General features: G+C 46.0%; 16 protein-coding genes. 6 read left to right on the forward strand and 10 right to left on the reverse strand.

Translation table 11 applies throughout. The features are described 5' to 3' along the window. Window positions 1–32: 32 nt before the first annotated feature. From PK654_RS21645 to dhaK, 8 genes are all read right to left on the reverse strand, one after another. Window positions 33–1,931, reverse strand: coding sequence for a methyl-accepting chemotaxis protein (locus PK654_RS21645; RefSeq protein WP_271699516.1), 1,899 nt, complete (start codon window positions 1,929–1,931; stop codon window positions 33–35). Window positions 1,932–2,004: 73 nt separating this feature from the next. After that, entirely contained in the window at window positions 2,005–2,382 is a 378-nt protein-coding gene (locus PK654_RS21650) for a cyclophilin-like fold protein (protein WP_271699517.1), read from the reverse strand. 13 nt (window positions 2,383–2,395) lie between these two features. Next, a complete protein-coding gene (locus PK654_RS21655; RefSeq protein ID WP_271699518.1) occupies window positions 2,396–3,673 on the reverse strand; it encodes an FAD-dependent oxidoreductase in 1,278 nt (425 codons plus the stop codon). 70 nt (window positions 3,674–3,743) lie between these two features. Continuing rightward, on the reverse strand, window positions 3,744–5,105 hold the full coding sequence (locus PK654_RS21660) for an FAD-dependent oxidoreductase (protein ID WP_271699520.1): 1,362 nt from the start codon (window positions 5,103–5,105) through the stop codon (window positions 3,744–3,746). Window positions 5,106–5,236: 131 nt separating this feature from the next. Next, on the reverse strand, window positions 5,237–6,868 hold the full coding sequence (locus PK654_RS21665; RefSeq protein ID WP_271699521.1) for a BCCT family transporter: 1,632 nt from the start codon (window positions 6,866–6,868) through the stop codon (window positions 5,237–5,239). A gap of 815 nt (window positions 6,869–7,683) precedes the next feature. After that, complete coding sequence (gene ptsP, locus PK654_RS21670; RefSeq protein WP_271699523.1) at window positions 7,684–10,113, reverse strand: phosphoenolpyruvate--protein phosphotransferase; 2,430 nt, start codon at window positions 10,111–10,113, stop codon at window positions 7,684–7,686. Between the two features lie 2 nt (window positions 10,114–10,115). Continuing rightward, entirely contained in the window at window positions 10,116–10,754 is a 639-nt protein-coding gene (gene dhaL / locus PK654_RS21675) for a dihydroxyacetone kinase subunit DhaL (protein ID WP_271699525.1), read from the reverse strand. A 12-nt stretch (window positions 10,755–10,766) separates the two neighbouring features. Continuing rightward, window positions 10,767–11,831 (reverse strand): dihydroxyacetone kinase subunit DhaK, encoded by a 1,065-nt coding sequence (gene dhaK / locus PK654_RS21680; protein ID WP_271699527.1) that lies wholly within the window; start codon window positions 11,829–11,831, stop codon window positions 10,767–10,769. A gap of 373 nt (window positions 11,832–12,204) precedes the next feature. On the opposite strand from dhaK, the gene PK654_RS21685 reads away from it, so the two are divergent. From PK654_RS21685 to sstT, 3 genes are all read left to right on the forward strand, one after another. Continuing rightward, entirely contained in the window at window positions 12,205–13,287 is a 1,083-nt protein-coding gene (locus tag PK654_RS21685; protein WP_271699529.1) for a glycerol dehydrogenase, read from the forward strand. A gap of 364 nt (window positions 13,288–13,651) precedes the next feature. Beyond that, window positions 13,652–14,710, forward strand: coding sequence for a ribosome small subunit-dependent GTPase A (gene rsgA / locus PK654_RS21690; protein ID WP_271699530.1), 1,059 nt, complete (start codon window positions 13,652–13,654; stop codon window positions 14,708–14,710). 230 nt (window positions 14,711–14,940) lie between these two features. Further along, a complete protein-coding gene (sstT, locus tag PK654_RS21695) occupies window positions 14,941–16,155 on the forward strand; it encodes a serine/threonine transporter SstT (RefSeq protein WP_271699531.1) in 1,215 nt (404 codons plus the stop codon). Between the two features lie 143 nt (window positions 16,156–16,298). Here sstT and PK654_RS21700 read toward each other — a convergent pair whose 3' ends face one another. After that, on the reverse strand, window positions 16,299–17,417 hold the full coding sequence (locus PK654_RS21700; protein ID WP_443088757.1) for a tetratricopeptide repeat protein: 1,119 nt from the start codon (window positions 17,415–17,417) through the stop codon (window positions 16,299–16,301). A gap of 502 nt (window positions 17,418–17,919) precedes the next feature. Here PK654_RS21700 and PK654_RS21705 point away from each other — a divergent pair. Next, window positions 17,920–18,882, forward strand: a complete 963-nt coding sequence (locus PK654_RS21705) for a transposase (protein ID WP_271699534.1) — start codon at window positions 17,920–17,922, stop codon at window positions 18,880–18,882. A gap of 228 nt (window positions 18,883–19,110) precedes the next feature. On the opposite strand, the gene PK654_RS21710 is transcribed toward PK654_RS21705, so the two are convergent. Beyond that, the gene (locus PK654_RS21710; protein WP_271699535.1) at window positions 19,111–20,775 is read right to left on the reverse strand and encodes a glycoside hydrolase family 13 protein; all 1,665 of its coding nucleotides are present in this window, start codon (window positions 20,773–20,775) and stop codon (window positions 19,111–19,113) included. Between the two features lie 143 nt (window positions 20,776–20,918). Between PK654_RS21710 and PK654_RS21715 the strand changes: the two genes are divergently transcribed. Both PK654_RS21715 and glgX read left to right on the forward strand, forming a co-directional pair. Then, window positions 20,919–21,863: a LysR family transcriptional regulator gene (locus PK654_RS21715; RefSeq protein ID WP_271699537.1), complete on the forward strand. Its 945-nt coding sequence runs from the start codon at window positions 20,919–20,921 to the stop codon at window positions 21,861–21,863. 249 nt (window positions 21,864–22,112) lie between these two features. Continuing rightward, window positions 22,113–24,068 (forward strand): glycogen debranching protein GlgX, encoded by a 1,956-nt coding sequence (gene glgX, locus PK654_RS21720; RefSeq protein ID WP_271699539.1) that lies wholly within the window; start codon window positions 22,113–22,115, stop codon window positions 24,066–24,068. Window positions 24,069–24,101: the final 33 nt, after the last annotated feature.

The raw sequence follows: 24,101 nt of genomic DNA on the forward strand, positions 1-24,101 counted from the left end.
ATCCCGACAAACGGAATTATTTGCTTTACCTTCTATAAAGAAAATTTAAAGGCAGCGAGCAGCTTGTTCTGCTCACCGGACATCGCTTCAAGTTCTCTGCATGCACTCACACCTGTGGCGATAAATTTCTGATTGTTGGCAACCAGCTCATTCACCATTGAGATGTTTTCAAAGATGTCCTGTGTCACCCGTGATTGCTCTTCAGATGCTGTGGCTACCGTGGTATTCATATCAGATATTTTTGCTACAGCGGCACTGATCTCAGCAAAGGCCTGAGTCACGGAAGCTGCAATCTCTGCCGACTGATTAATCAGCTCTGAATTTTGCTGCATGATCTGGCTGGCATTTCCTGACTGACTCTGCAATTGCTCTATAAGTTGCTGTATGTTCACTGTCGACTGCTGGGTTTTAGAGGCCAGATTACGGACTTCGTCAGCGACGACGGCAAAACCACGCCCGGACTCACCAGCCCGCGCTGCTTCAATGGCGGCATTCAGCGCCAATAGGTTGGTCTGTTCTGAGACGCTATTAATTACATCAATGACACTTCCAATCTCGGATGAATGCTGATTAAGTTGTTGAATTACGCTGAGAGCTTCATCAGAGGTTTCGCTTACCTGCATGGAGATGGTTCCCAACTCACTCATCGCCCCTTGCCCATGATAAATATGCTGAAGTGCCTGCTGGGCCTCTTCATCGGCAATCGCGGCATTAGCGCTTACCTGCTCAGCGGTCACAGACAGTTCACTGACCGCCGTAGATACCAGAGTTATCTTGTCGACCTCTTCTACCGCATTGTTGCTAGCCTGCTGCATAGAGTGCGATAACTCATCCGAAGCAACGGAAACATTGTCAGCCACCTTATTTAGGGTACCGGTGGCCTTTGAAAGGTCGGATGTTGTTTTATTAAACGCCTGACTAAGCCCGACAAACTCATTACTGGAAGAAGCACCTTTCTCTACTGCAATACTGCTGGTGAAATCTCCCTGCGACATCCTGTCAATGTTAAAGCTGATTTGATTAATCCAGGAAAGCTGCCAGCGGTTTATGGCCATGGTAAGCAGCAAAGTAATCACTAAAACAGCCGCGACGGCTGCTAACTTAATCACCAGAGCCACCTCAGACAGGGCACTATAATCAACAATCAAAGCTGCCAGTTGTGCTTCACTACGCTGTCGTGTTTCCGCCAACAAGCTATTAATTTGAACAAGGCCTTGCTCAATCTGTTGTTGGTACTTACTTACTTCTGAACGGTTATTTAATATAGTATCGGTAGCTTGTTGATAGGCATTGATAAACTGTACGTAATCCCGTTCTCCCCCCATAGACTGGAGAGTTTCCAATAGCTGTTTCAGTTCGCGGCGAAGCTTAACTTCCGGATCAGGGATATTGACGGTAAACAGGTTAGCCACCCTATCCTGAATATGGGAACTTAGTATTAACAGACGATCACGCTTTTGTAACCATTCAGCAGCTGAATCAGAATAAGGTGTGTTTAGCTTGGCAAACTTGTCTGCTAACCAAGGCAGGTTGAGGTACAGGTTGACCGACTCTGCTGTCAGCCGGTTTTTTTCTTTCAGCAATTCAGAGAGTTCATCAACAGATTGCTGTAATGTCAGTTGATCACTGTCTATTTTTTTACTGGTTTCTTTCAGGGTAGCGGCTATCCCAAGGAACTGTTGCTCAAATGTGCTCAGCTCAGTCAGATTATCTGCACGCTTATTTACCAGATTCGCCATATGGCTTATTTTTTCTACTTGAGAATCTATTAACTGGCTATCTTTTTTCTTTTCAGCCAGAGATATAGTTACTGTGTTTATTTTGTCGTATTCATAATAAAAAGCACCCGACATACAGAGTAAAACTAAAATGGTCACAAATATCGGCAGCAATAATATTTTATTCAGTCGAGTTTTATTAAACAGTTGCATATGGGATTCCTTAACAGCAATTAAATACTGCTTCGGGGAATCCTTACTTTATATTTCCCCGAAGCATCAGGCTTCAGCTCACCTTGAGGCGCACTTCTATCTGACTGTTATCATTCACCTGAAGCAGTGACGGCAAACGACCTTTGATTTTGCCGACCATATTGACGGCAGATGCAGCCTGTGGAGTGCCATCTGTACTGCAGGGAGTGGGACCGAAAAACAGACATAATGCTCTGTCAGGCGGCCAATAAGCGACATCGCCTACATCTACAATTTCACGGGCGTCATAGGCGGCTTCCATATCCACCGGAGTTGAAAAATAGATTTCATCTCCCCAGCGTTTGGCACGGGACTTGATCGGCAGGCTTGCCAGCAATTCTTGTGCTGTATCGCTGCCGTTTAACTCAATATCCACTACCAGTGAGCCCATCTGAACTTCTATCATTTGCATTGCTGCTCTCCAGTTATACCGGTACCGCACCGTGCTCAACCGTCATTGCAACGATATCTGAACTCGGAATATCACGTGAATAAACACCACGTTGCACCGCCAGTGCAGCCGCCGCTCCCACCGCCTGCCCCATAGCCATACAAGTACACTGCGCGCGAATACCCGCCAATGATTTACGGTCTGAAGAGAGAATCCGCCCGGCAACCAGAAGACGGTTACTCTCTTTAGGGACCAGAGCCGACAGAGGAACCTTAGGAATCAACTCATCAGACTCGTGGAAGATCTCGTCACAGCCATTATCTTCGTTATGCAGGTCGATATAGTTGAATGCGTGGCAGATACTGTCCTTGTAGTGTTTCGCCGTCATAAACTCATCCAGAGTGACATTGTGCTCACCGACAATCCGGCAGCCTTCGCGGGACAGAGCACGGCTATACATGGTTTTAAGCACAGCCCTTTCAGCGCCCGGAATCTTATCTTTCACAAACTCATACATGCGTAGCATTCGTTTACGGCCTTCGATATTGGCCTGAGTCTGTCCATCGGCATCAGTTGTGTCACAGCCATAAATATGAGTCGAGTTATGACCACCCATTTGCAAGTACCAGATAAACTCATAGATACCGAAGTAAGCCCAGTCACCTTTTTCCAGCCGGCCCGCTTCCATCGCCTCTTCGTATAGCTTCTGCGCCTCACCTTTCCAGACTTGTTGCAGGTCAATGCCCTCAATCCGGTACTGCAAAGTACCCGGCTGACGTTTAGGTGCTTTCACCACCGGCAAGTCCAGAGCCCGCACAACATCGGCATCCCCGGAACAGTCGATCAACTCCCGGCAGCGGGTAATGCGCTTAATACCACGGGCGTACGATGTGACGGTCCACCAGTTTCCATCCGCTTCGACTTCGCCGATAAATTCGTGATAGTGGATCTCTACACCAGCGTCCAGTGCAGCTTGCTCAGCAACTGTGGCATAAACCGGCACGTTAATATGGCTGTAATAGCCGGGAGTATCGACGGCGCGACGCTCGGTAAACGGCTTAATGGCGAGACCTTCGATCTCTTTTGAACGGCTGAACAGCTCCCAGCCGATACCTTGCACAACTGCCTGGCGTGGCGTGTGCCAATGGTTGGGCATAAATACGCCACCATCGGTCATGGTACCGCCCAGCATAGAGCTGGCTTCAATCAGGGAAACTTTTATTCCGGCGCGGGCAGCCTGAATAGCCGCAATATGGCCGGCCGTACCCCCACCAGCGACGACGACGTCGACAGTGTCTTGGATAACTTTCATGGAAGGACTCCTAAAAGGATTGATGATGTCAGCCTGACGGACCATCAGGCTGACGAGGTAAGACTGCGGACTAGTCTACGCGAGCCCCTTGCTCACGAAGGGTGTCCTGCAGTTTTTTAACATCCAGTTGGCGGATGCTGACATTTTGTTTTAGTGACTCGGCAGCAGCGGTACCCGCCCCCTGACCAGTAACGGCGCAGCACATCATGTTACGCATTGAGGTATGGGCGATAACATCACCAGAGATACAGCGTCCGGCTACAATCAGGTTTTCAACTTTCTGCGGTACCAGACAGCTCAGCGGGATCTGGAAATAACGGCCGGTAGTCGGCAGGATGAGATAACCACTGCCATCGATAAACTCAGGGAAGATACCAACACTATCTTCGCAACGCCCCTGATTGAGCACATAGTCCTTTTCAACACGGCTTTCACCCACAATCAGACGCGATTCACGGGTACCTAAAGTCATACCAAAGTTACGTAAACGCGCGTTTTCAAAACCGGGAACATAATGGCGTAATGCATCGATTGCCCAGATAGCCTGTTGGCGGCCGTCCACTTCTGCACGGCTTAAATCCAGCACATCAGTACAGTCATAACCATAGGCATAAACCATATTCAGTTGCAGTGCTTCACCAGTTTCTGTAAAGGTACTCCAGGTTCCGCCAATCGCCTGTGCGTCACCGGGGATCACGCCTTCTTCCTGTGCCTTATTGAAGATCTCTTCCATGTAAGGGCTGAACATATCATCTTCTTTTTCGTCGGTGATAATGCTCCAGTTTTTACCCCAGTCGGAATAAGTTGGCTTCAGATCCTCTTTAACAAATTTGTTAAAACGAGCGACATCCACACCTGCGCAGTTGAACATCACGGTAACACCCATCAACTCGCTTTTTTCGCGCTTGGTATAAGGAGCACCGGCTTTATAGGCCACATCGGCATCACCAGAGCAGTCCACAATTCGCTGAGCCAAAACCGCCTGACGTCCTGATTTACCTTCAACAATGACACCGCAGATAGCGTCGCCTTCCATAATCACGTCTACCACCTGAGAGTGAAGTAAAGGTGTTACTCCGGCTTCGATTGCCATCCGGTCTGCGATATATTTAAACCCTTCGGTGTCGATCACTTCACTGATGGATTGTGGCTCAGGACGGGTAAAGCCCAGTTCCTTAGCACGGCGCTCATATTCACGGCCGATACCTTCACAATCTTCGGTACCTTCATGGCGGTACCATGCGAAACTTTCTACACCGACCTGAGTCAGCACGCCACCCAAACAGCCGTAACGCTCAACAAGCATTGTCTTAGCACCGGTTCGGGCGGCTGCAATAGCGGCACTCAGGCCCGCAGGACCACCGCCAATGACAAGAACTTCCGTTTCAGCCAGTACCGGGGTTTCTCTTTGCGGTTCGGTAATCATTTTCATCTTTTATACTCCAGCAACTGCACCGTTGGTAACCATATACAGCGCGTTTTGTTTATCTCTCACTAATTCAAATTATTCTTTTTAAAATGGCCTCCGCACTACGGGTAGATAAAATGCGGAGGCCTTGGGGTTTAGCTTTGAGTGGCCAGAACCTCTTCTGCCTGCTCTTGTTGCTTTGGTTTTGTCTCTGTGTCTACATCCAGATATACACGTCCCTGACCGTCGGCCTGAGGGATGCCTTCAGGACAATCCAGATGAAGCTGTTTCATAAAGCTGTGTGCCACGATATAGCAAACAAACACCAGAGGCAGACCAGTAAGAATAGATACTGTCTGAAGTGGTTTCAGAGACTCAGGGTTAATGAAGTACAGGCCAAGAGAAACAACACCCGCTAGAATCAACCAGAAAGCCACGTTCCATTTTGCCGGATCTTCGTCCTGCTCCATCTCTTCCTGACTTGCCGCAGCCAGAGAGTAGCCTACTGCACAGTGACCTGTGATATAGGAAATCAGAGTAATGATGCCAAACGCAGGTACGAATAACCAAGAAGCCGGCAGGTGTTGCAGCATTTCGATAACAACCTGACCACGACCCGCTTCGTTCATAATAGTCATTAGGTCAGCCTGACCAGATGTCTGTAGGTGAATACCAAAGCCCGGTAGCACCATGTAGAACACCATACAGCCCAGAGAACCGGCAATAAGGCCCCCCATAACAATCTCACGGATAGTACGGCCACGGGAGATCTTGGCAATAAACAGACCGAATGGCAGGGCATATACTACCCACCATGCGAAGTAGAATACTGTCCATCCTTGCGGGAAGCCTGTTTCGCGCAGCATATCAGTTACAAAACTCATATAGATAAAGTTTTGCAGCATCAGGCCAAGACCATCAACAGATTGGTTAAGGATAAACGACGTAGGACCAAGTACAACGATCAGCACCAGCATTACGATATCCATTCGCACGTTCCATTCACTCAGCTTGGAAACACCGCGTTTAAGACCAAAGATAAGCGCTACCAGCGGGATGAAAGTCCAGAGGAAAATAACCAGAGTATCGATAAAGGCGTTGCTCTGCTCTAAACCCAGGAAGTAAACAATCGTACCTGAGATAAGCGGAGTACCCAGTGCAAGAGATGTCATTACACCGCCGATCATGCCAAACATGTAGAGGAAGTTCAGCGTATGACCTCCGATTCCGTCAGAAGCTTTACCCAGTAGCGGACGGGCAAATTCACTCATCTTCATTGATTTTTGTTTACGTACATAGAAGAAGTAAGCCATTGGAATTGCCGCAGCGATATACCATGCCCATGCGGAAGGTCCCCAGTGGAACATGCCGTAAGCAGAAGCCCAGCGTGCTGCGTCTGCAGAACCCGCTTCAATGCCAAACGGTGGAGCCTGCATAATCCAAATCCACTCAACCGCACCAAGGTAAAGCACACTACCACCTGTACCAGAGGTAAAAATCATACCTAACCAGGTAAAGGTTTTGTATTCCGGCTTCTCACCTTTTTCACCCATAACAATACCGCCGTAACGAGACATTGCCAGGTAGATACAAAACAGTACAGCAGCAAAGGTTGCGATCAGGAAGAACCAGCCCAGTTCATGGGTAGTAAATGAGTGGATCTTACCCAGAAGGGTGGCGCTGCCTTTAGGATCAAACAGAAAGTAGACCCCCATAATCAAGGTCACAATAAGCGCGGGGAAAAACACCGCTTTATCTATTGCACCTTTTTTCATAGCGTTTGACATAAAATATTCCTTTTAATTTTTGTTGATAGGGTACCTATTGTTCACAAGGCTAATTTATCAATTAGAAACAGCTAACCGTGAGGTATTCTTTTATCTTGTTCAGAGATGTTTGAGTGCCAGCACAAGTTGCTAAAACGTGCTCTTTAACAAAGACCAAAAGGTGATCAGAATCTATATTTTCTGGTTTTCGCTCTTTTCCATTTCAAATAGAAACATGGCCTATTGAGCATGCTTCATTTTGAAACATGCTGCTGATTGGGTGGCTAACGTTATATATTCCTGCCTTGTTTTATTACCAGACTGGCTTATTTTCTAACCTAATGAGTTTTATATAAATTTTATCTATTCAGAACGCAATTATTGCTATCTTCCTGAAGGAAGACCTCTTACAAGACAGGAGGGTTAAAGTGTCAGGAGGGTTAAAGTGTCTGTCCTTGATAGCCCGTCCTTGATAGCCCTTGATAGCCTTGACAGCTTCTTTAAATCTTTTATGAGACTGCCGGCATGGAGAATAATATAAACGGCAATAACAGGAAGGCAGGCCGTTATTAATTGATTATGTACAGAAAAGGATTACAGCTGGTTTCGTTGAATTAACGTGGCTAGGTGTTTCAGACCGTAACCAATTGAGGATCAAGTTATATAAAAAACTGAGTAAACCAACATAACAGGTTTACTCAGTCTATAAGGTTATATTTTTATAAGCTAAAACGCCCATTCGTAATACATTTATACCGATTAAGGATAAGAAATATCTTATTTTCGATAAGAAAAATATTTTGTATTAATATATAGCTAATTTTAGCGTTACCTTTTTACACCATAGCGATTTCAGGCCTAACTTCGCAATTTCTTACTTTATCTTTTAGTGCCGGAATAAGACTGGCACTTGCACTCAGCTTAGTCAGCCCCATATCAAGCAGTAATTGTGTCACCTGACTATCACCGGCCATTTCACCGCACATGCTGACAGGTATACCGGCAGACTGAGCCGCCTTACAGGTCATTTCCAGTGCACGGATAAGAGCTGGCTGCTGATAACTGACCAGTTCTGCTACCGCCGGATTCCCCCTGTCTGCAGCCATGACGTACTGAGTTAAGTCATTGGTACCAATAGAGAAAAAGTCTGCTTCTTTTGCAAGTTCATCGGCACAAAATACAGCCGACGGAACCTCAATCATAATACCCACCTTCATTGGATAACGCTGTTCCGGCAGGTTAAGTTCCTCACGACACTGAGCAATTAGCCGCTTCACCTGTACCAACTCTTGCACATTGGCGATCATCGGCACCATCAGCTGAATTGACGGATGTTGGCTTGCAGCACGAAGCACGGCACGAAGTTGTACCTTAAACAGAGCTTCATCAGCCAGACACAGGCGAACACCACGCAAACCAAGGAAAGGGTTTTCTTCTTCCGGAAGCGGGTAGGCCGGCATCGGTTTATCACCACCCACATCTAAGCTGCGGATCGTCAGCGGACGGCCTTCCAGCGCTTTCGCAATTGCACTATAGGTGTCAAACTGTTCATCTTCTGTCGGTAATACCTCACACTCCTGAAACAGAAACTCAGTTCTAAGTAAACCAACACCTTCTGCACCAGACTGAAGTGCACTTTCAACATCTTCCAGACCACCAATATTTGCCAGAACATCAATGCGTTTGCCATCCAGAGTCACTGCCGGCTGATTCGCCAGCTCACGCTGCCTTTTCGATTCTGACAACCATTCATCACGCTGCTGTTCCAGACGAGCTGAAGTGTCTGCATCCGGAGTCAGCCATAAAAGACCACCGAAGCCATCCAGAGTAACAATGCTACCGTTTTCTATCTGCTCCAGCCCTTGTACCTTAACCAACGCAGGAATACCCATAGCACGAGCCAGAATAGCGCTATGGGACGTTTTCCCTCCCCCGCTTAAACAGATGCCCAGTACCATTGCCGGATCCAATTTAGCGGTATCCGAAGGTGATAAATCGTCAGCGGCTAATATGCACGGTTCAGAAATTGTCTGACCTGCTGTTTCACCACCACACAGCTCAACCATCAACTGACGACCAACATCCCATACATCCGCTTCACGCTCCTGCAGGTAACGGCTTTCTGAAGCGGCATACACTGCCGCCAAATCGGTAATCACATTCAGGCAGGCTTGCTCAGCAATGACGGTACTGCTTATCCCTTCCACCACAGCCTGTTCAAGCTCGGGATCCGTCAGCAGCATAATATGCGCTTCGAAAATAGCAGCGTGTTCCGCACCCGCTTTGCTCAGCGCTTCCGTTTCCTGTGCTTTTATTTGCAGCTTAACCGCTTCCACAGCCTGGAAAAAACGCCAGCTCTCTTCAGATACAGAGGTAAAATCGCGTTGAGGAATATCCGGCATCGCATTGGCAAAGTGCATCACTGGGCCACTGACGATACCCGCACAAACAGAAAGGCCTGTCAGGGCGCCTTCAACCTGCTCAGCAATCGTCTCCTGCTCAGGTTCTGCCGGTTCTTTTTCAGGTTGTGCAGTAATGTCTTCATTGAAATGATTGTGTGCCAGCGCAACAAATCCATCCACCGCTTTCTGAGCGTCACTGCCTGACGCAATCAGCGTTACCTTATCACCCAATACAACCCCAAGGGCTGCGATTGCATTGAGGCTTTTTGCATTAACTCGTTTTTCACCTTTTACCAACCAGACATTAGCGTCGAAAGCAGCCATTTCTGCTACCAGTGATGCTGATGGCCGGGCATGTAAACCATGTGGGTTTTGCACAGTCCAGCATTCACTACTCAGCTCCGGCAGACTGTTATTCGTTTCTGCCTCGGCCTGTGCAGGTGATTCCGGCACTTCAACGCCCAAATGCGCGCATTTGGCCATCAGTGCACTTTCCGCTTCTGACACTACGGCTTCCATTGGCTGGCCGGTCATAGCTGCAACTGATGCAGCCATAGTACCTTCCACAATAGGCGCGGCGCATAGTGTCACTTTTTCTGCGATTTCCGGCGGCAAAATTTCCAGCGCCATTTCAGTGCTAAGCAGGGCGCTACCCATGTCCATCAGCACTAAGACACCACTTTCATCAAATACTGACTCAATCGCCTCCATCACCTTAACCCCATCAGTTCCGATAGGATTATCCGGATCATCTATACCTCCGGCAGTAGCAATAGCAACTTTACCCTGAGTCATCTGGGCCGCCAATTCGGCGACCCCTTCAGCTAGCAGACGGCTATGAGATACAACAACTATCCCAACCATTGTTAACTTCCCCCCAGCACGACTTTGTGCAGTGATTTTAGCATCATCATACTTGAGGTTGCCCCCGGATCCTGATGGCCAACACTGCGCTCGCCCAGATAACTGGCACGACCTTTACGGGCCTGCAGAGCAATAGTAGCGTGTACACCTTCTTCCGCTACCGCAACGATATTATCCAGTAACGCATTCACATCGGATCCCTGAGCCAAGCCGTTTTCACACGCTTCAACAACCGGAAACCAGACGTCGCACATGGTTTTATCACCGGCTTCAGCCTTACCACGTGCCACGAGGCCTTCCATACCGGCACGCAGCATTGCTGTCAGGTCTTCGCTGTTAAGTGACTCTTTCGCGTCCACTACGCCAGCCGCACGGATAAAAAATGTACCGTAAAGCGGACCACTGGCACCACCCACACTTGACATCAGGGTCATTCCCGTTGTTTTCAGAATGGTACCTATGCTCTGTTTTTGCATAGTGGGTACTTTCTCGGCAACCCGGACAAATCCACGGTTCATGTTCAGACCATGGTCGGCATCGCCAATGTCAGCATCCAACTGAGTCAGGTAGTCCTGCTGCTCAGCAAATAATACTGAGCAATCTTCCAGCCACTGCAAAATCTGTGCTTTTTCAATCGTCATCTCAATAACCTCTTAACATCCCCAACGTAGGGCCGGTGTATTCACCGGTTGATCCCAAAGTTCAAGCATCTCACTATCAGCCTGAAGCAAAGTAATAGAAAAACCTTCCATGTTCAGTGATGTACAGTAATCACCAACCAGACTGCGAGCCACTTTAAAGCCTGCCGCTTCAATACATTGGTGTACCTTGTTAAAGGCACCATATAGCTCAGACTCTGGTGTACCACCCAAACCATTCAACATTACAATCAGTTCACTTCCTGGTGCAAACTCTTCTGTTGTGGATTCTTCAGCTACCCAACAACCCTGAATACGATCCCAGCGATTTAACGAACGTGTGTAAGGTGCGCTATCGATTAACTCACTAAACATTTGCTCTACCAAGCTATCTACATCTGTATACTCACGACGTTCAATACCCGGTTCACCGTGAATGCCGACACCAAACTCTACTTCATTATCTTCCAGTACAAATGATGGTTTTCCGGCTGCAGGTACTACACAGGCAGATAACGCAACACCGAACGAACGGGCATTATTGTTAACCCGTCTGGCTAACTCTTCACACTCTTGCAGGTTGAAGCCTTTTTCAATAGCTGCACCAACTATCTTTTCAATCAGTACTGTTGCACCAACGCCACGACGACCGGCCGTGTATAAACTGTCTTTTACTGCTACATCATCATCAACCACTACAGAACCGACAGAAACACCATCGGCATGCAGCAGCTCAACGGCCGTCTCAAAATTTAAGACATCGCCGGTGTAGTTCTTAACCAAAAACAGAACGCCGTTACCGTTATCAACTTTCTTTCCGCATTCATACATTTGATCTGGTGTCGGAGAGGTAAATACTTCCCCCGGACAGGCACCTGTCAGCATACCCTTACCGATGAAGCCAGCGTGCATAGGCTCATGGCCATTACCACCACCAGATAAAAACGAAACCTTACCCTGATTATCATTCCGCCATACAAATCTTGGCTCAAATGACACATTCAGTTCAGGGTGTGCTTTAATCAGGCCCTGTAATTGTTCAGTTACAACGTCTTCTACTTTATTAATTAACTTTTTCATAAAAACACCACGCTAATTCATTCATCAATCTGTTCAGTTATTCGTTAACGCTATTCAGTATCAGGTTAATTTTCTTCTGCGCAACACAGAGAAAAACCGTTTCAGAATGAAACTCAACAATATATTTTTATTTTTCACCTTGGAACAGCTATCCACTAACAGCGATTATTTGTGAAGCTGATCAATATATAGATTTAATTTTTCTTTAATAACTGGTTGTTTGTGTATGTCTTCATGAATTACAAGTTAATCAGCAAGAAGTCATTTCCTTTTAGTTTTAACAACTCTAATGTGAATTTCAGCGAACAGTTGCGGTAATTACCGCTTATTTACACCTGTTTAATTCAATAACTACTACACAGAGATTGTAACTATGGACAAAATTATTATTTCTCCAAGCAAATATGTTCAAGGCGCAAATGTTTTAGGCAGCATTGGTGAATATGTAAAACCACTAGGCACGAAAGTACTGGCTATTGCAGATAAGTTCGTCACCGGTCTGGTAGGTGATACGGTACAAACTAGCTGCGCTGCGGCCGGCGTTGAAATCACTATGGTTGAGTTTGTTGGTGAATGTAGTCGCCCTGAAATTGAGCGTATTATGGAAATCGCCAAAAAAGAAGGTGCGGAAGTAGTTATCGGTATCGGTGGTGGTAAAACTCTTGATACTGCAAAAGCAGCGGCATTCTACAACAAAGTACCTGTGGTTGTTGCTCCTACTATCGCTTCAACAGACGCACCAACCTCAGCACTGGCAGTTATCTACACACCAGAAGGTGAGTTTGCAGAGTACTTAATGATTCCGAATAACCCTAACATGGTTATTATGGATACTCAGATTATCGCTTCAGCTCCTACTCGCCTTCTGGTTGCGGGTATGGGTGATGCTCTGTCTACCTATTTTGAAGCCCGTGCAAATGGTATCTCTGGTAAATCAACTATGGCTGGTGGTAAACCGACCCGTTCTGCACAGGCTCTGGCAAAATTATGCTATGAAACTCTGATTGCTGATGGTCTGAAAGCAAAAATCGCTTGTGATCAGAACCTGTCTAACGAAGCGGTAGAAAACATCATTGAAGCTAACACTTACCTTTCAGGTATCGGTTTTGAGTCTTCCGGTCTGGCTGCTGCGCACGCCATTCACAACGGCCTGACCAAGCTGGAAGAGTGCCACCACTTATACCACGGTGAGAAGGTTGCGTTCGGTACCCTTACTCAGTTAGTTCTGGAAAACGCACCAATGCAAGAGATTGAAGAAGTGATCTCTTTCTGTAAGTCTGTCGGCCTGCCAACGAACCTTAAAGAGATGGGTGTAACGGAGATCAAACGCGATAAGATGATGGAAGTTGCTGAGGCATCTTGTGCGGAAGGTGAAACCATCCATAACATGCCTTTCGAAGTAACACCTGAACTGGTACTTGCTGCAATGTTGGTAGCTAACGAGCTAGGTGCCTAAGCAGTTATCAGTGATTTGATATACAAAACTTAAAAATATAGTAACTGGATTTTAAGTATATTTTGTCTCAAAGAGGTTCCTTCCGGAGCCTCTTTTTTGTTACTCTAGCCCCGTTAACTAAAACCAATGGAGGAACAACATGATTGTATTAAACACCCACCCGGTAACAGTGAAAGGCTGACAGGCGTTAATTTAGTAGCAACCAAATAACCTTATCTACCAATAACGCACTTTACTTAAAGCACTTTATTTAGAGTAAGGCCTTTCCTTTCTGTTACCCGGTGATATCAGATTACCGGGGCTATTCATATCGTTTAGACCCTGAATATCCATATTCGGCGAGTTTTCGTCTGGGGTTTTTAAAATGAGTTCAAATTTATCTTTGCCACAAATGGGTTGGCAGGCTTTCTTTCAACAACAACTAACACTTGAAGAGTATCAATCAACAACGATTGCCCGTATTGCAGCGCAGCACAGATCCGGCTTTCAATTACTTACAGAGAAATTGCTAACAAGGACAGGCACCATAACACTGCCACAAAATCCTAATTTTCCGCCTATGACGGTGGGAGACTGGATTCTTCTGGACCAAGAACAGAAGTTCGTTCGATGTTTAGAGAGAAGTTCACTGTTTCAGCGAAAAGCTGCCGGCACTAAGGCCAGTTATCAGCTTATCGCCGCGAACATTGATACCCTGTTTATCGTCTGCTCTCTCAACGATGATTTTAACCTTAACCGGATCGAGCGTTATCTGGCATTAGCGAATGAAGCACAGGTAGAAGCCGTGGTTGTTCTGACCAAAGCTGACTTGTGTAAAGACGCTGAAACACAAAAGGCTGAGGTACAAAAACTTGATCCCATGTTGATGGTTGAAACTGTCAATGCTCTTGATAGTGAAAGTGTCGATAAACTTTCCGGCTGGTGTAAGCAAGGAAAAACTGTTGCGGTTATGGGGTCATCCGGTGTGGGTAAATCCACTCTGCTGAACACATTAATGGCGTCAGAAACCCAGCTTACCGGTGGTATCCGTGAAGATGACAGCAAAGGGCGTCACACCACCACTTCACGCTCACTGCATCAACTACCTCACGGAGGGCTTTTGATCGATACTCCGGGAATGCGGGAGTTGCAGCTAACCGACTGTGAAGCCGGTGTCAGCGAAACCTTCTCTGATATTGAAGAGATCGCCCGGGAATGTCGCTTCTCAGATTGTCAGCATCAGAGCGAACCCAGGTGTGCTATTCAGTCTGCACTCTCTCAGGGAACCATTGATGAAAGGCGGTTAAACAATTATTTCAAGTTGTTACGTGAACAGGCAAGAAACAGCGCCACTCTGGCAGAGCAAAGAGCTGCAAGCAAACAGTTTGGTAAAATGGTGCGTTCTGTACAGAACGAGAGCCGCTATCTGAAGAAGGGACGATAGTAAACGTTTGCAGGGAGCATTTCGCTCCCTGCACAACAAATCAAACACCAATTATTAACAATTAATCAATATTTTTATCTATTTTTCTCCACAAGCTTCTCTTTATTCATTAAAATTTGACTTATCTATAGACACATCCTCTACATTGCTTAATATAAGCAACACAGAACGCATTAGTAAAATTGCAGTTCTGACATTAAAAAATATTATATCTATTAGGTAACAATCCCATGCAAAACGACAACACACTTATTGCAAGAGTCGCCAGCGGCAACCTTGTATTACAAATATTGGGCGGTATCGTACTCGGTGTACTTCTTGCCGTCATTTCGCCTGAGAGTGCAAAAGACGCCGGCTTAGTCGGTAGCCTGTTTGTAGGTGCTCTAAAAGCTGTAGCTCCCATTTTAGTATTCATTTTAGTCGCTGCTTCTATTGCAAACCAAAAGAAAGGTCAGCATACCCATATGCGTCCGATTATCGTTCTTTATCTGATCGGTACTTTCTCGGCGGCACTGACTGCGGTACTACTGAGCTTTGCTTTCCCTACCACTCTGACACTGGTTGCCGGTGCTGAAGGTACAACTCCTCCGCAAGGCATTGGTGAAGTTCTGCACACTCTTCTTTTCAAACTGGTTGATAACCCAATCAACGCTCTGAAAGAAGCTAACTATATCGGTATTCTGGTTTGGGCTATTGGTCTTGGTCTTGCCCTTCATCACGCTTCTGCAACCACTAAAGCAGTGTTTGAAGACCTTAGCCACGGCGTTTCGCAAATCGTTCGCTTCATTATCCGTCTGGCACCAATTGGTATCTTCGGCCTTGTAGCTTCTACCTTTGCAACAACAGGTTTCTCTGCCCTTGCAGGTTACGCACAGCTTCTGGCGGTTCTGCTAAGTGCTATGCTGATCATTGCCCTTGTAGTTAATCCAATCATTGTTTATGTAAAAACTAAGCAAAACCCTTACCCGCTTGTATTCCAGTGCCTGCGTGAAAGTGGCGTAACCGCCTTCTTCACTCGTTCAAGTGCTGCGAACATCCCGGTAAACATGACGCTTTGTGAGAAGCTGAAGCTGGACGAAGATACTTACTCTGTATCCATTCCACTAGGCGCAACCATTAACATGGCTGGTGCTGCTATCACTATCACCGTTCTGTCTCTGGCAGCGGTACACACTATGGGTATCAACGTTGACCTGCCAACAGCTCTTCTTTTGAGTATCGTTGCTGCAGTATCTGCATGTGGTGCTTCTGGTGTAGCTGGTGGTTCTCTGCTTCTTATCCCACTGGCGTGTAGCCTGTTCGGTATCTCTAACGACGTTGCAATGCAGGTTGTTGGTGTTGGCTTTATCATCGGTGTGATTCAGGATTCTGCTGAAACTGCACTGAACAGCTCAACTGACGTAGTATTCACTGCTGCGGTATGTAAGTCAGAGCAAGATGCTTAATCATTAAGCACTCTTCCAATGTTAAAAAACCAGTCAGTTTACTGACTGGTTTTTTTTGTATCCGTTTTTCACAGTTTGCTTCAGATTACTGCCAGTAGTTTCTTCAGCAGAATAGAAGCTATATTGTTACTTTAAGAAAGGAGTTATTGATTTTTATCCATAGGTGAGTAGCTAAAATTCAGCTCATTCTCTGGATTTTCAGTTTCATCTTCGGCGATCTCAGACGGTTCATAAACCATAAACTCGTTACCGTCTATCTCAGGGAAATAACTCTCACGCTTATAAAGACGGTTAAGCGCTTTTATCATGGAGTGTTTCATCAGCGCTCCATCAGTTAACTTACGCAGTAAAGGTTTTGCCATGGCCTGTAAACCTACAACAGCATCCACGCCGAGAATATTACCCACATCATCCCGTCTCTGTTTTGCGGCCTCATGGCCAAAATAAGCAGACAAGAATAGCCAGAGATATGCAATGGCATTGCCTTTTGAGCCTCTTCCAACCCATACATCACCAGCCAGATACTGAGCTTCAGCATTACCCTGTTCCGCAGCGACTTCGAACCAATATATCGCTCTGGTCAAGTTCTTCTCTACTCCTTTGCCGTCACGATAATGGATACCTAACTTCCACTGGCCTTCAGAACTGTTCTGCTGCGCCGCTTTAAAGTGCCATTCTGCCGACAATTTAGGATTCGGATTCATATTCGATTCAGCGATATACCAATCACCAATAAACAGCTGCGCCTCGATATTGCCCTCTTCGGCAACCTCTTCAATGGTAGCGATCCCTTTGTCGACATTTTGATCTATGCCTTTACCACCAAGAAATGCCTTACCCAGCTCGAGCTTGGCTTTTGCACTGCCATTATGTGCCTCAATAGCGATCTGCCAGAATTTAGACTTTTCGTTCAGCACAACGTCTTCCTTGGCTCTGGCACAAACGCGAACCACACCATACATACCAATCTCATTGTCTTGCAGTGCGGCTTGTTCGTACCAATACAGGGCTTCTCTGGGGTTATGAACTTCGGCCTCTTTAGCCAGAAATAGCTGAGTCGGAATATGCCCTGTCTCAGCTTTAAAGATCCGTTCTTTTTTCTCTTCTTCCCGCTGTCTCTCAATTGCCCTTCTGTAGGCTCTTTCGCGCTCTTCTTTTTCAGCAGCAAGACGCTTTTTCTTTGCGGACAGCGTTGCCATCCACAAAAAAATTAACAGTAGGGAGATACCCGTGGCCCCTAGGGCAATCGTCATAAAATTCATAAATTAATATACAAATACGTCTCTAAAACTCAGGTAACTATTTCACCTGATTATAATTATAAGCATTCACCGTCAGAAATGCTGACTAGTCAGAAAATCACTTCCCGCAAGCTGATACATTAACTGAGCTCCTAAGCAGCTTCCATTGCATAATTTCGATTACTTGAAATGGCTACATAAGGCGCTCACAAAAAGCGGTCAAACCACCGAGGAAAGGCTAATAGCATCAGAAATGATAGCGGCATTCTAGCGTAAAACTTTACCCGCAGGAACGTTTGCTTTTAACGGGGACATACACCTTCATCTTTTAACGAGGACATGCACCGTAACATCTATCACGTTCACCTTTTGCCTTTTGCGAGGACACGCACCGAAAAATACCGCAAAGTATTAAACTCAATATTACACATTGATATATCTGTCGAACTATAGCTACGACCTCATTTGCTGCTGAAACATAAATGCGTAACTTAAGCTTGTTCCCTTAACTTGGTTACTTATTATGACAACAGCCAGAAAACAGCTCGTCTCAGCCGATGTAACACCTTATTATCACTGCGTTTCCCGTTGTGTCAGGCGCAGCTTCCTATGCGGTGAAGACCCAGTTACTCAAAAAAGCTACGAGCACCGCAGAGATTGGATTGAACATAAAATCTATGCACTATCTCAAGTGTATTGTATTGATATTTGTGCTTATGCAGTGATGAGTAACCATTACCACCTTGTGCTTCATATCAATAAGGAAAATGCCTCAAAACTCAGTGCATGCGAAGTGATTGCACGATGGCAACAGCTTCATAAACTCCCTTTTCTGGTACAGAGTTGGCTGGAAGGTAAACTGAGTAGTGATGCAGAGAAAAAGGCTGTATCTACAATTATTGAAAGCTGGCGAAAGCGGCTCTGGGATCTGAGTTGGTTCATGAAAGAGCTTAATTTTGATATCGCCTGCCGGGCAAATCAGGAAGACTCTTGTAAAGGGCATTTTTGGGAGAGTCGCTTTAAGAGCCAAGCGCTGCTCGATAAACAAGCCCTAATAGCTGCAATGACATATGTTGATTTAAACCCACTTAGGGCTGGGGCTGCGAAAACACCAGAGTCATCAGAATACACTTCGATTAAAGCTAGATTAGAAGCACTAACAAGCGATCTGGAAACGGCACCATGTCTCCACCCATTTACCGGCAATCCAGTCAAAAAAATGGGAATAGGTATTCCCTTCAGGTTAATGGATTATATTGAGTTGGTCGACTGGACTGCCAGACAGTACCAAGAAAATAAAGCAGTTTTAAGCTCTTCCATTCCGCCTATTTTACAGCGCCTCAGTATAAACCAAACTATATGGTTGAAGGCTTGCACAAGACTTGAGCATTATCGCAGCACCGCTGTTGGATGTGCTTGTCGGGCAAAACACACTAGACAAGCACTCAGAAAGAAACGGGTACAATTGTTTCGGCTTGATGGTTAGCTCTGCCCCTATTAACTCATGTAAATACCGTCACAACTACCTCTAAAGGGCAAACTCCACCCGTTTCTATTCAGCGTATAAATCAGTTCAAGCTTACTATCACCATTACTTGCTAACATTCAGTTGGAAACAATATTACTGATCAACAAATAAAACCTATCTATAGTTCATAGTATCTTATGGTGTCTATCCTAAGAAAAAACTCTCCACTCTTTATGGAGCCTGTCCTTACAAAAGAAATACCATCGACTGATATGGCTGAAGATCTATTTGCTCATCAAGCTGACCATCACAGTCATAATTTGAAATAAGCAGCTCAAGAGGTTTGTCCCTCAAACATTCAGGTGTCTCAATAGTCACGATTTCACTATTGAAGTTATTGATTACAGCTATGTTATGCGACTCATCCTGACGCAGGTAGGCAAAAACCTGTTCATGTTCAGCAAACAATGGAACAAAGCTACCATAGACAATCACCGGATACGTTTTGCGCAGTTGTATGAGTTTCTGGTAGTGATAAAAGATAGAGGTTTTATCTTCTAGTGCCTGTCCCACATTGATATGTGTATAATTCGGGTTCACGTCAATCCATGGCTTGCCCCGTACGGTGTGTGTCCCATCCCGCTCACCCCACTGGCTAAACCCTGCGGTGTGTGTCCCGTCCCACTGCATTGGGGTTCGGGCATTATCACGGCTGTTTTCATAAATGGCAGCCATCATCTCTTCGTGCGAAGTGCCGGACTCTGTTTTCATCTTGTAGAAGTTAAGGGTTTCTATATCGCGATACTGATCAATGGAATCGAATGCCACATTGGTCATCCCTATTTCCTCTCCCTGATAGATATAAGGAGTCCCCTTCAGCAGGTGCAATGCTATCGCCAGCATCTTAGCGGATTCAACACGATATTTGCCGTCATCCCCGTACTTAGACACCGCCCTTGGTAGATCATGGTTGTTCCAGAACAGGGAGTTCCAGCCTTCATCAGCCAGTTCTAGCTGCCACTTAGTCAGTACTCGCTTAAAATCAGGCAGGTTAAGGGGTAAAGGATTCCATTTCTCTCCATCGCCCCATGTCAGGGTGATATGTTCAAACTGAAACACCATAGACAGCTCATTCCGCTGCGGGTTGCTATACAGTCTGGCGATCTCGGGGTTAGCTCCCCACGTTTCACCCACAGTCAGAAGGTCTTTGTCTCCGAAAGTCGCCTTATTCATCTGCTGTAACAAGGGGTGCAGACGCTCACCGTTACCTAATATACCTTTATCGATCTCTTTACCAATTAAATCAATTACATCCAATCGGAAGCCGCCGATACCAAGGTCAATCCACCAGTTCATCATGTTATAGACCTGCTGATGAACCTGCGGATTTTCCCAGTTCAGATCAGGCTGACGTTTAGAGAACAGGTGGAAATAGTACTGCTGCGTTGATTCATCCCACTGCCACGCTGAGCCGCCAAAAATTGACTGAGTATCATCGGGTGGTGAGCCATCCGGCTTTGCATCACGCCAGATATAATAATCCCGGTAAGCATTCTCTTTGCTGCTTTTCGACTCAAGGAACCAGCTATGTTCATCTGAGGTGTGATTAACCACCAAATCCATAACTATTTTAATCCCTCTCTGCTCAGCTTCTGTGAGCAGTTGTTTCATATCCTCCAGCGTGCCAAACTCCGGTGCGATATCCTGATAGTCAGAAATATCATAGCCGTTATCGTCCATTGGGGAGCGGTAGACAGGAGATAACCAGATAACATCCACCCCCAGATTTTGCAGATAATCCAGCTTACTGATAATACCGGGAATATCACCAATACCGTCACCGTCAGAATCGCAAAAACTGCGTGGATATATCTGATACACCACAGCGTTGTGCCACCACTTGTTTTCCATTTTCACCCTTAAACAAAAACTAACCCTTTAAAAAATATACCCCTGAAATTAAACCAAAAGAAATAGATAACAAACATTAAGCTATAGTTTTTTTCTATATCAAGATAAAATTAACAGCCCAATAACCGTCAATCGATCTTCTAATGGACAAAAGCCAGCGATATTTCCTTGCCATTGCTCAATCAGGCAGCTTTAAAAAGGCATCAGAGCATCTTTCTATCAGCCAGCCCTCATTAACCGTGGCGATTAAAAAGCTTGAAAATCATATGGGAGTCACACTATTTCACCGCCATGCAAAAGGGGTAGAACTTACAGAATATGGCGTTCTGCTTAAACAACACGCGCTTGAACAGCAGGAGAAGCAGTTGCATCTGATGCATCAAATCGAAGATATAAAGCAAAAGGTGCACGGCAAGATAAAGCTGGGAACAGGTGAAGCATGGTGGGAGTTATTAGTAAGAAAAGTAGTGGCCCAATATCAGCAAAGTCAGCCAGACAGCTCATTTCATCTGGAATTCGGCAATAATCAAACCCTGATTCACCATCTGATTGAGGGAGAGCTGGATCTGGTGATTGGCCATGAGCTTACCGGGCTAGCAGAACAGACACGGGTCACCTTCCATCCCATGTTTCAGGATCACGAAGCCATCTATGTCGCCGACAATCACCCTCTGCTTTCAGTTACTGATGCTCAGCAGCAACTACAACAATTTCCTCTTATACGGGTAACGCCCTCTCATCAGAGGCATCAGGCGGTTTTGTCGTCAGAAAGTGCCAGACAAAACATTATCAGTCAGCAGGAACGTGCCTTTAACCGGGTCTGCTACGATATCGACTCTCTGACTGCCAGTATCGATATGCTGAAAATGTCTCAGGCAATCATGCCCTATACTGAAAAGCTAGCCGGTTGGTTGGGGCAACGGGGGATAACGACACTCTGTGTTAACCGCCAGAAGGTTGGCAATATCGGTATTTACACCAAAAGCGGCATAAGCAGCGAAAAGATTGAGCTGTTTATCAGCCTGTTGCAACAAGCTGTGCAGAGATGGGACTGTCCGCTCTCCTCCCCGGACAGTTCTCGCAGATAACCGGGGGCGTAGAACAGGGAGTAGTCGCTATTTTTGTGCTATTTGTCACTAACCCAGCGGCTTAAAGGGGTTAAAAAGGCTAAACTGCTATAGAAGTTATCAATAAGTTTAAAGTTTCAGTACCAAATTGCGCTGAAAATTTTTTAATCTTTTTTTGAATCGTTTGCGAACAGGGATGTTGCCTTTACAGAGCATCCCAATTACCTTTATGTTCATAAGGTAAATAAAAAATATCTAAGAATCTTAATAATGAATGAAATGCGCTCAAAACCATATCCGCTAGGGGCGACCTTAGATGACAACGGATGTAATTTTTCTATTTATGCGCCCAACGACAAATCTGTTTCACTTGCCGTTTTTGAAACAGAATCTGATTACACACTGTATCCGCTCACTCAGCAGTACGCGGGTATTAAGCATATCTATCTGGATAAGATAAAAGCCGGAACAAAATACGGCTATGTTGTTGATACTGAAGAAGGCCCTCTGCTGTTGTCAGATCCCTACGCTAAAGGGATTGCAGAACCGCTGACCTATAAGGCGCCGTTCAGCCGAGAAAAAAGCTGGGCAATGAGCAAGTGCGTTGTGGTCGATAGCCGCTTCGACTGGAAAGGAACCACCCCGCCGGGAATACCACGTGAAGAGACAGTAATATTCGAGACCCATGTCAAAGGGTGCAGCATGTTAAACCATGATGTCAGCCCTGCAAAACAGGGCAAGTATCTCGGTCTTAGCAGCCATGCCATGCTCAAATTCTTTAAAGAGCAAAACATCAATACCATTCAGTTATTGCCTGTTGCTGCCTGTATGCACGAAGAGCACCTGCTAAAAATGGGTAAAACCAATTACTGGGGCTACAACCCCTATCTGTTTATGGCTCCAGACCCGCGTTATGCGGTGAGAGACGCAGTAAAAGAGCTGAAAACCACCATACGCGAGCTTCATGCCAACGGCATAGAAGTGCTGTTAGATGTGGTTTATAACCATACGGCAGAAGGCGGTGAAGGCGGCCCGGTTTTCAACCTTAAGGCACTGGACAGTAAATACTATATTAAGCACGGTAATCATTTTGCTAACTTTACCGGCTGCGGAAATACCTTAGATCTGACTCATCAGCCTACGCTGAACCTGGTGATGGATACCTTGCGCTACTGGGTAGAGGAGTATCATATTGATGGTTTCCGCTTTGATCTGGCAGCCACACTAGGTCGTGAAGGCGACAACTTCAATTATCATGCTGCCTTTTTCAAAGCTGTCGCTCAGGATCCTGTTCTCCGCAACGTTAAACTTATTGCCGAACCTTGGGATATCGGCCCTAACGGCTATCAGGTCGGTGGCTTCCCTGACGGATGGAATGAGTGTAACGATAAGTTCCGAGATATAACACGCAGCTTCTGGCGGGGCGATCAAGGCTTCCTGAAAGAGTTTGCCACCCGCATGATGGGCTCAAGGGATCTCTACAGCGCCAGCCGCTGGCCACAAAAACTGACGGTAAACTACATTACCTATCACGACGGCTTCACCCTGCAGGATCTGGTGACTTATAAACATAAGCACAATGAAGCTAACGGTGAGAATAACCACGACGGCCACGGTGATAACCGCTCTGACAACTATGGAGAAGAGGGTGAAACCGACAATATGGTGATTAAGGCGTTGCGTGAAAAGCAGAAACGTAACTTCCTTGCCAGCCTGTTATTTGCCTTTGGTATCCCGCATATTCTTACTACCGATATCCTCTCCCACTCTCAGCAGGGCAACAATAACGCCTACTGTCAGGACAACGAGATAAGCTGGTCAAGCTGGCAACTCACCTCCAGAAAAATGTTATTCCAGAAGTGGCTCAGCGATATGGTTGAGGCTCGTCAGCAGTATATGTTGCCTTTTGTTAAAGCATTCAGTGGTGATCAGCGTAACCGTAACCGTGTTGGCTGGCGACGTGCCGACGGAGAGCATATGGAGCATGATGACTGGAACAACCTGAGTGCCGTTGCTCTGCACTTGGGAGTAGGGCAAGAGGGTCAGGAGTTGATCTACTTAATCAACCAATCAAGTGCACCGGCCCGGTTTAAGCTCCCTTCTGACAGAAAACAGCAGTGGGTGACGGTTTGTAATACCAATCAGGACAAAGTGTGTCACGAAACTGTTGAGTACGATATGCAGCTGGCGCCAATGTCACTGGCCATATTGCACGCCAAAGCTTAATAAAATAACAAAGTACAATGAAGTAAAAGCCGG

The sequence above is a fragment of the Vibrio sp. SCSIO 43137 genome (assembly GCF_028201475.1).
Classification (GTDB): domain Bacteria; phylum Pseudomonadota; class Gammaproteobacteria; order Enterobacterales; family Vibrionaceae; genus Vibrio.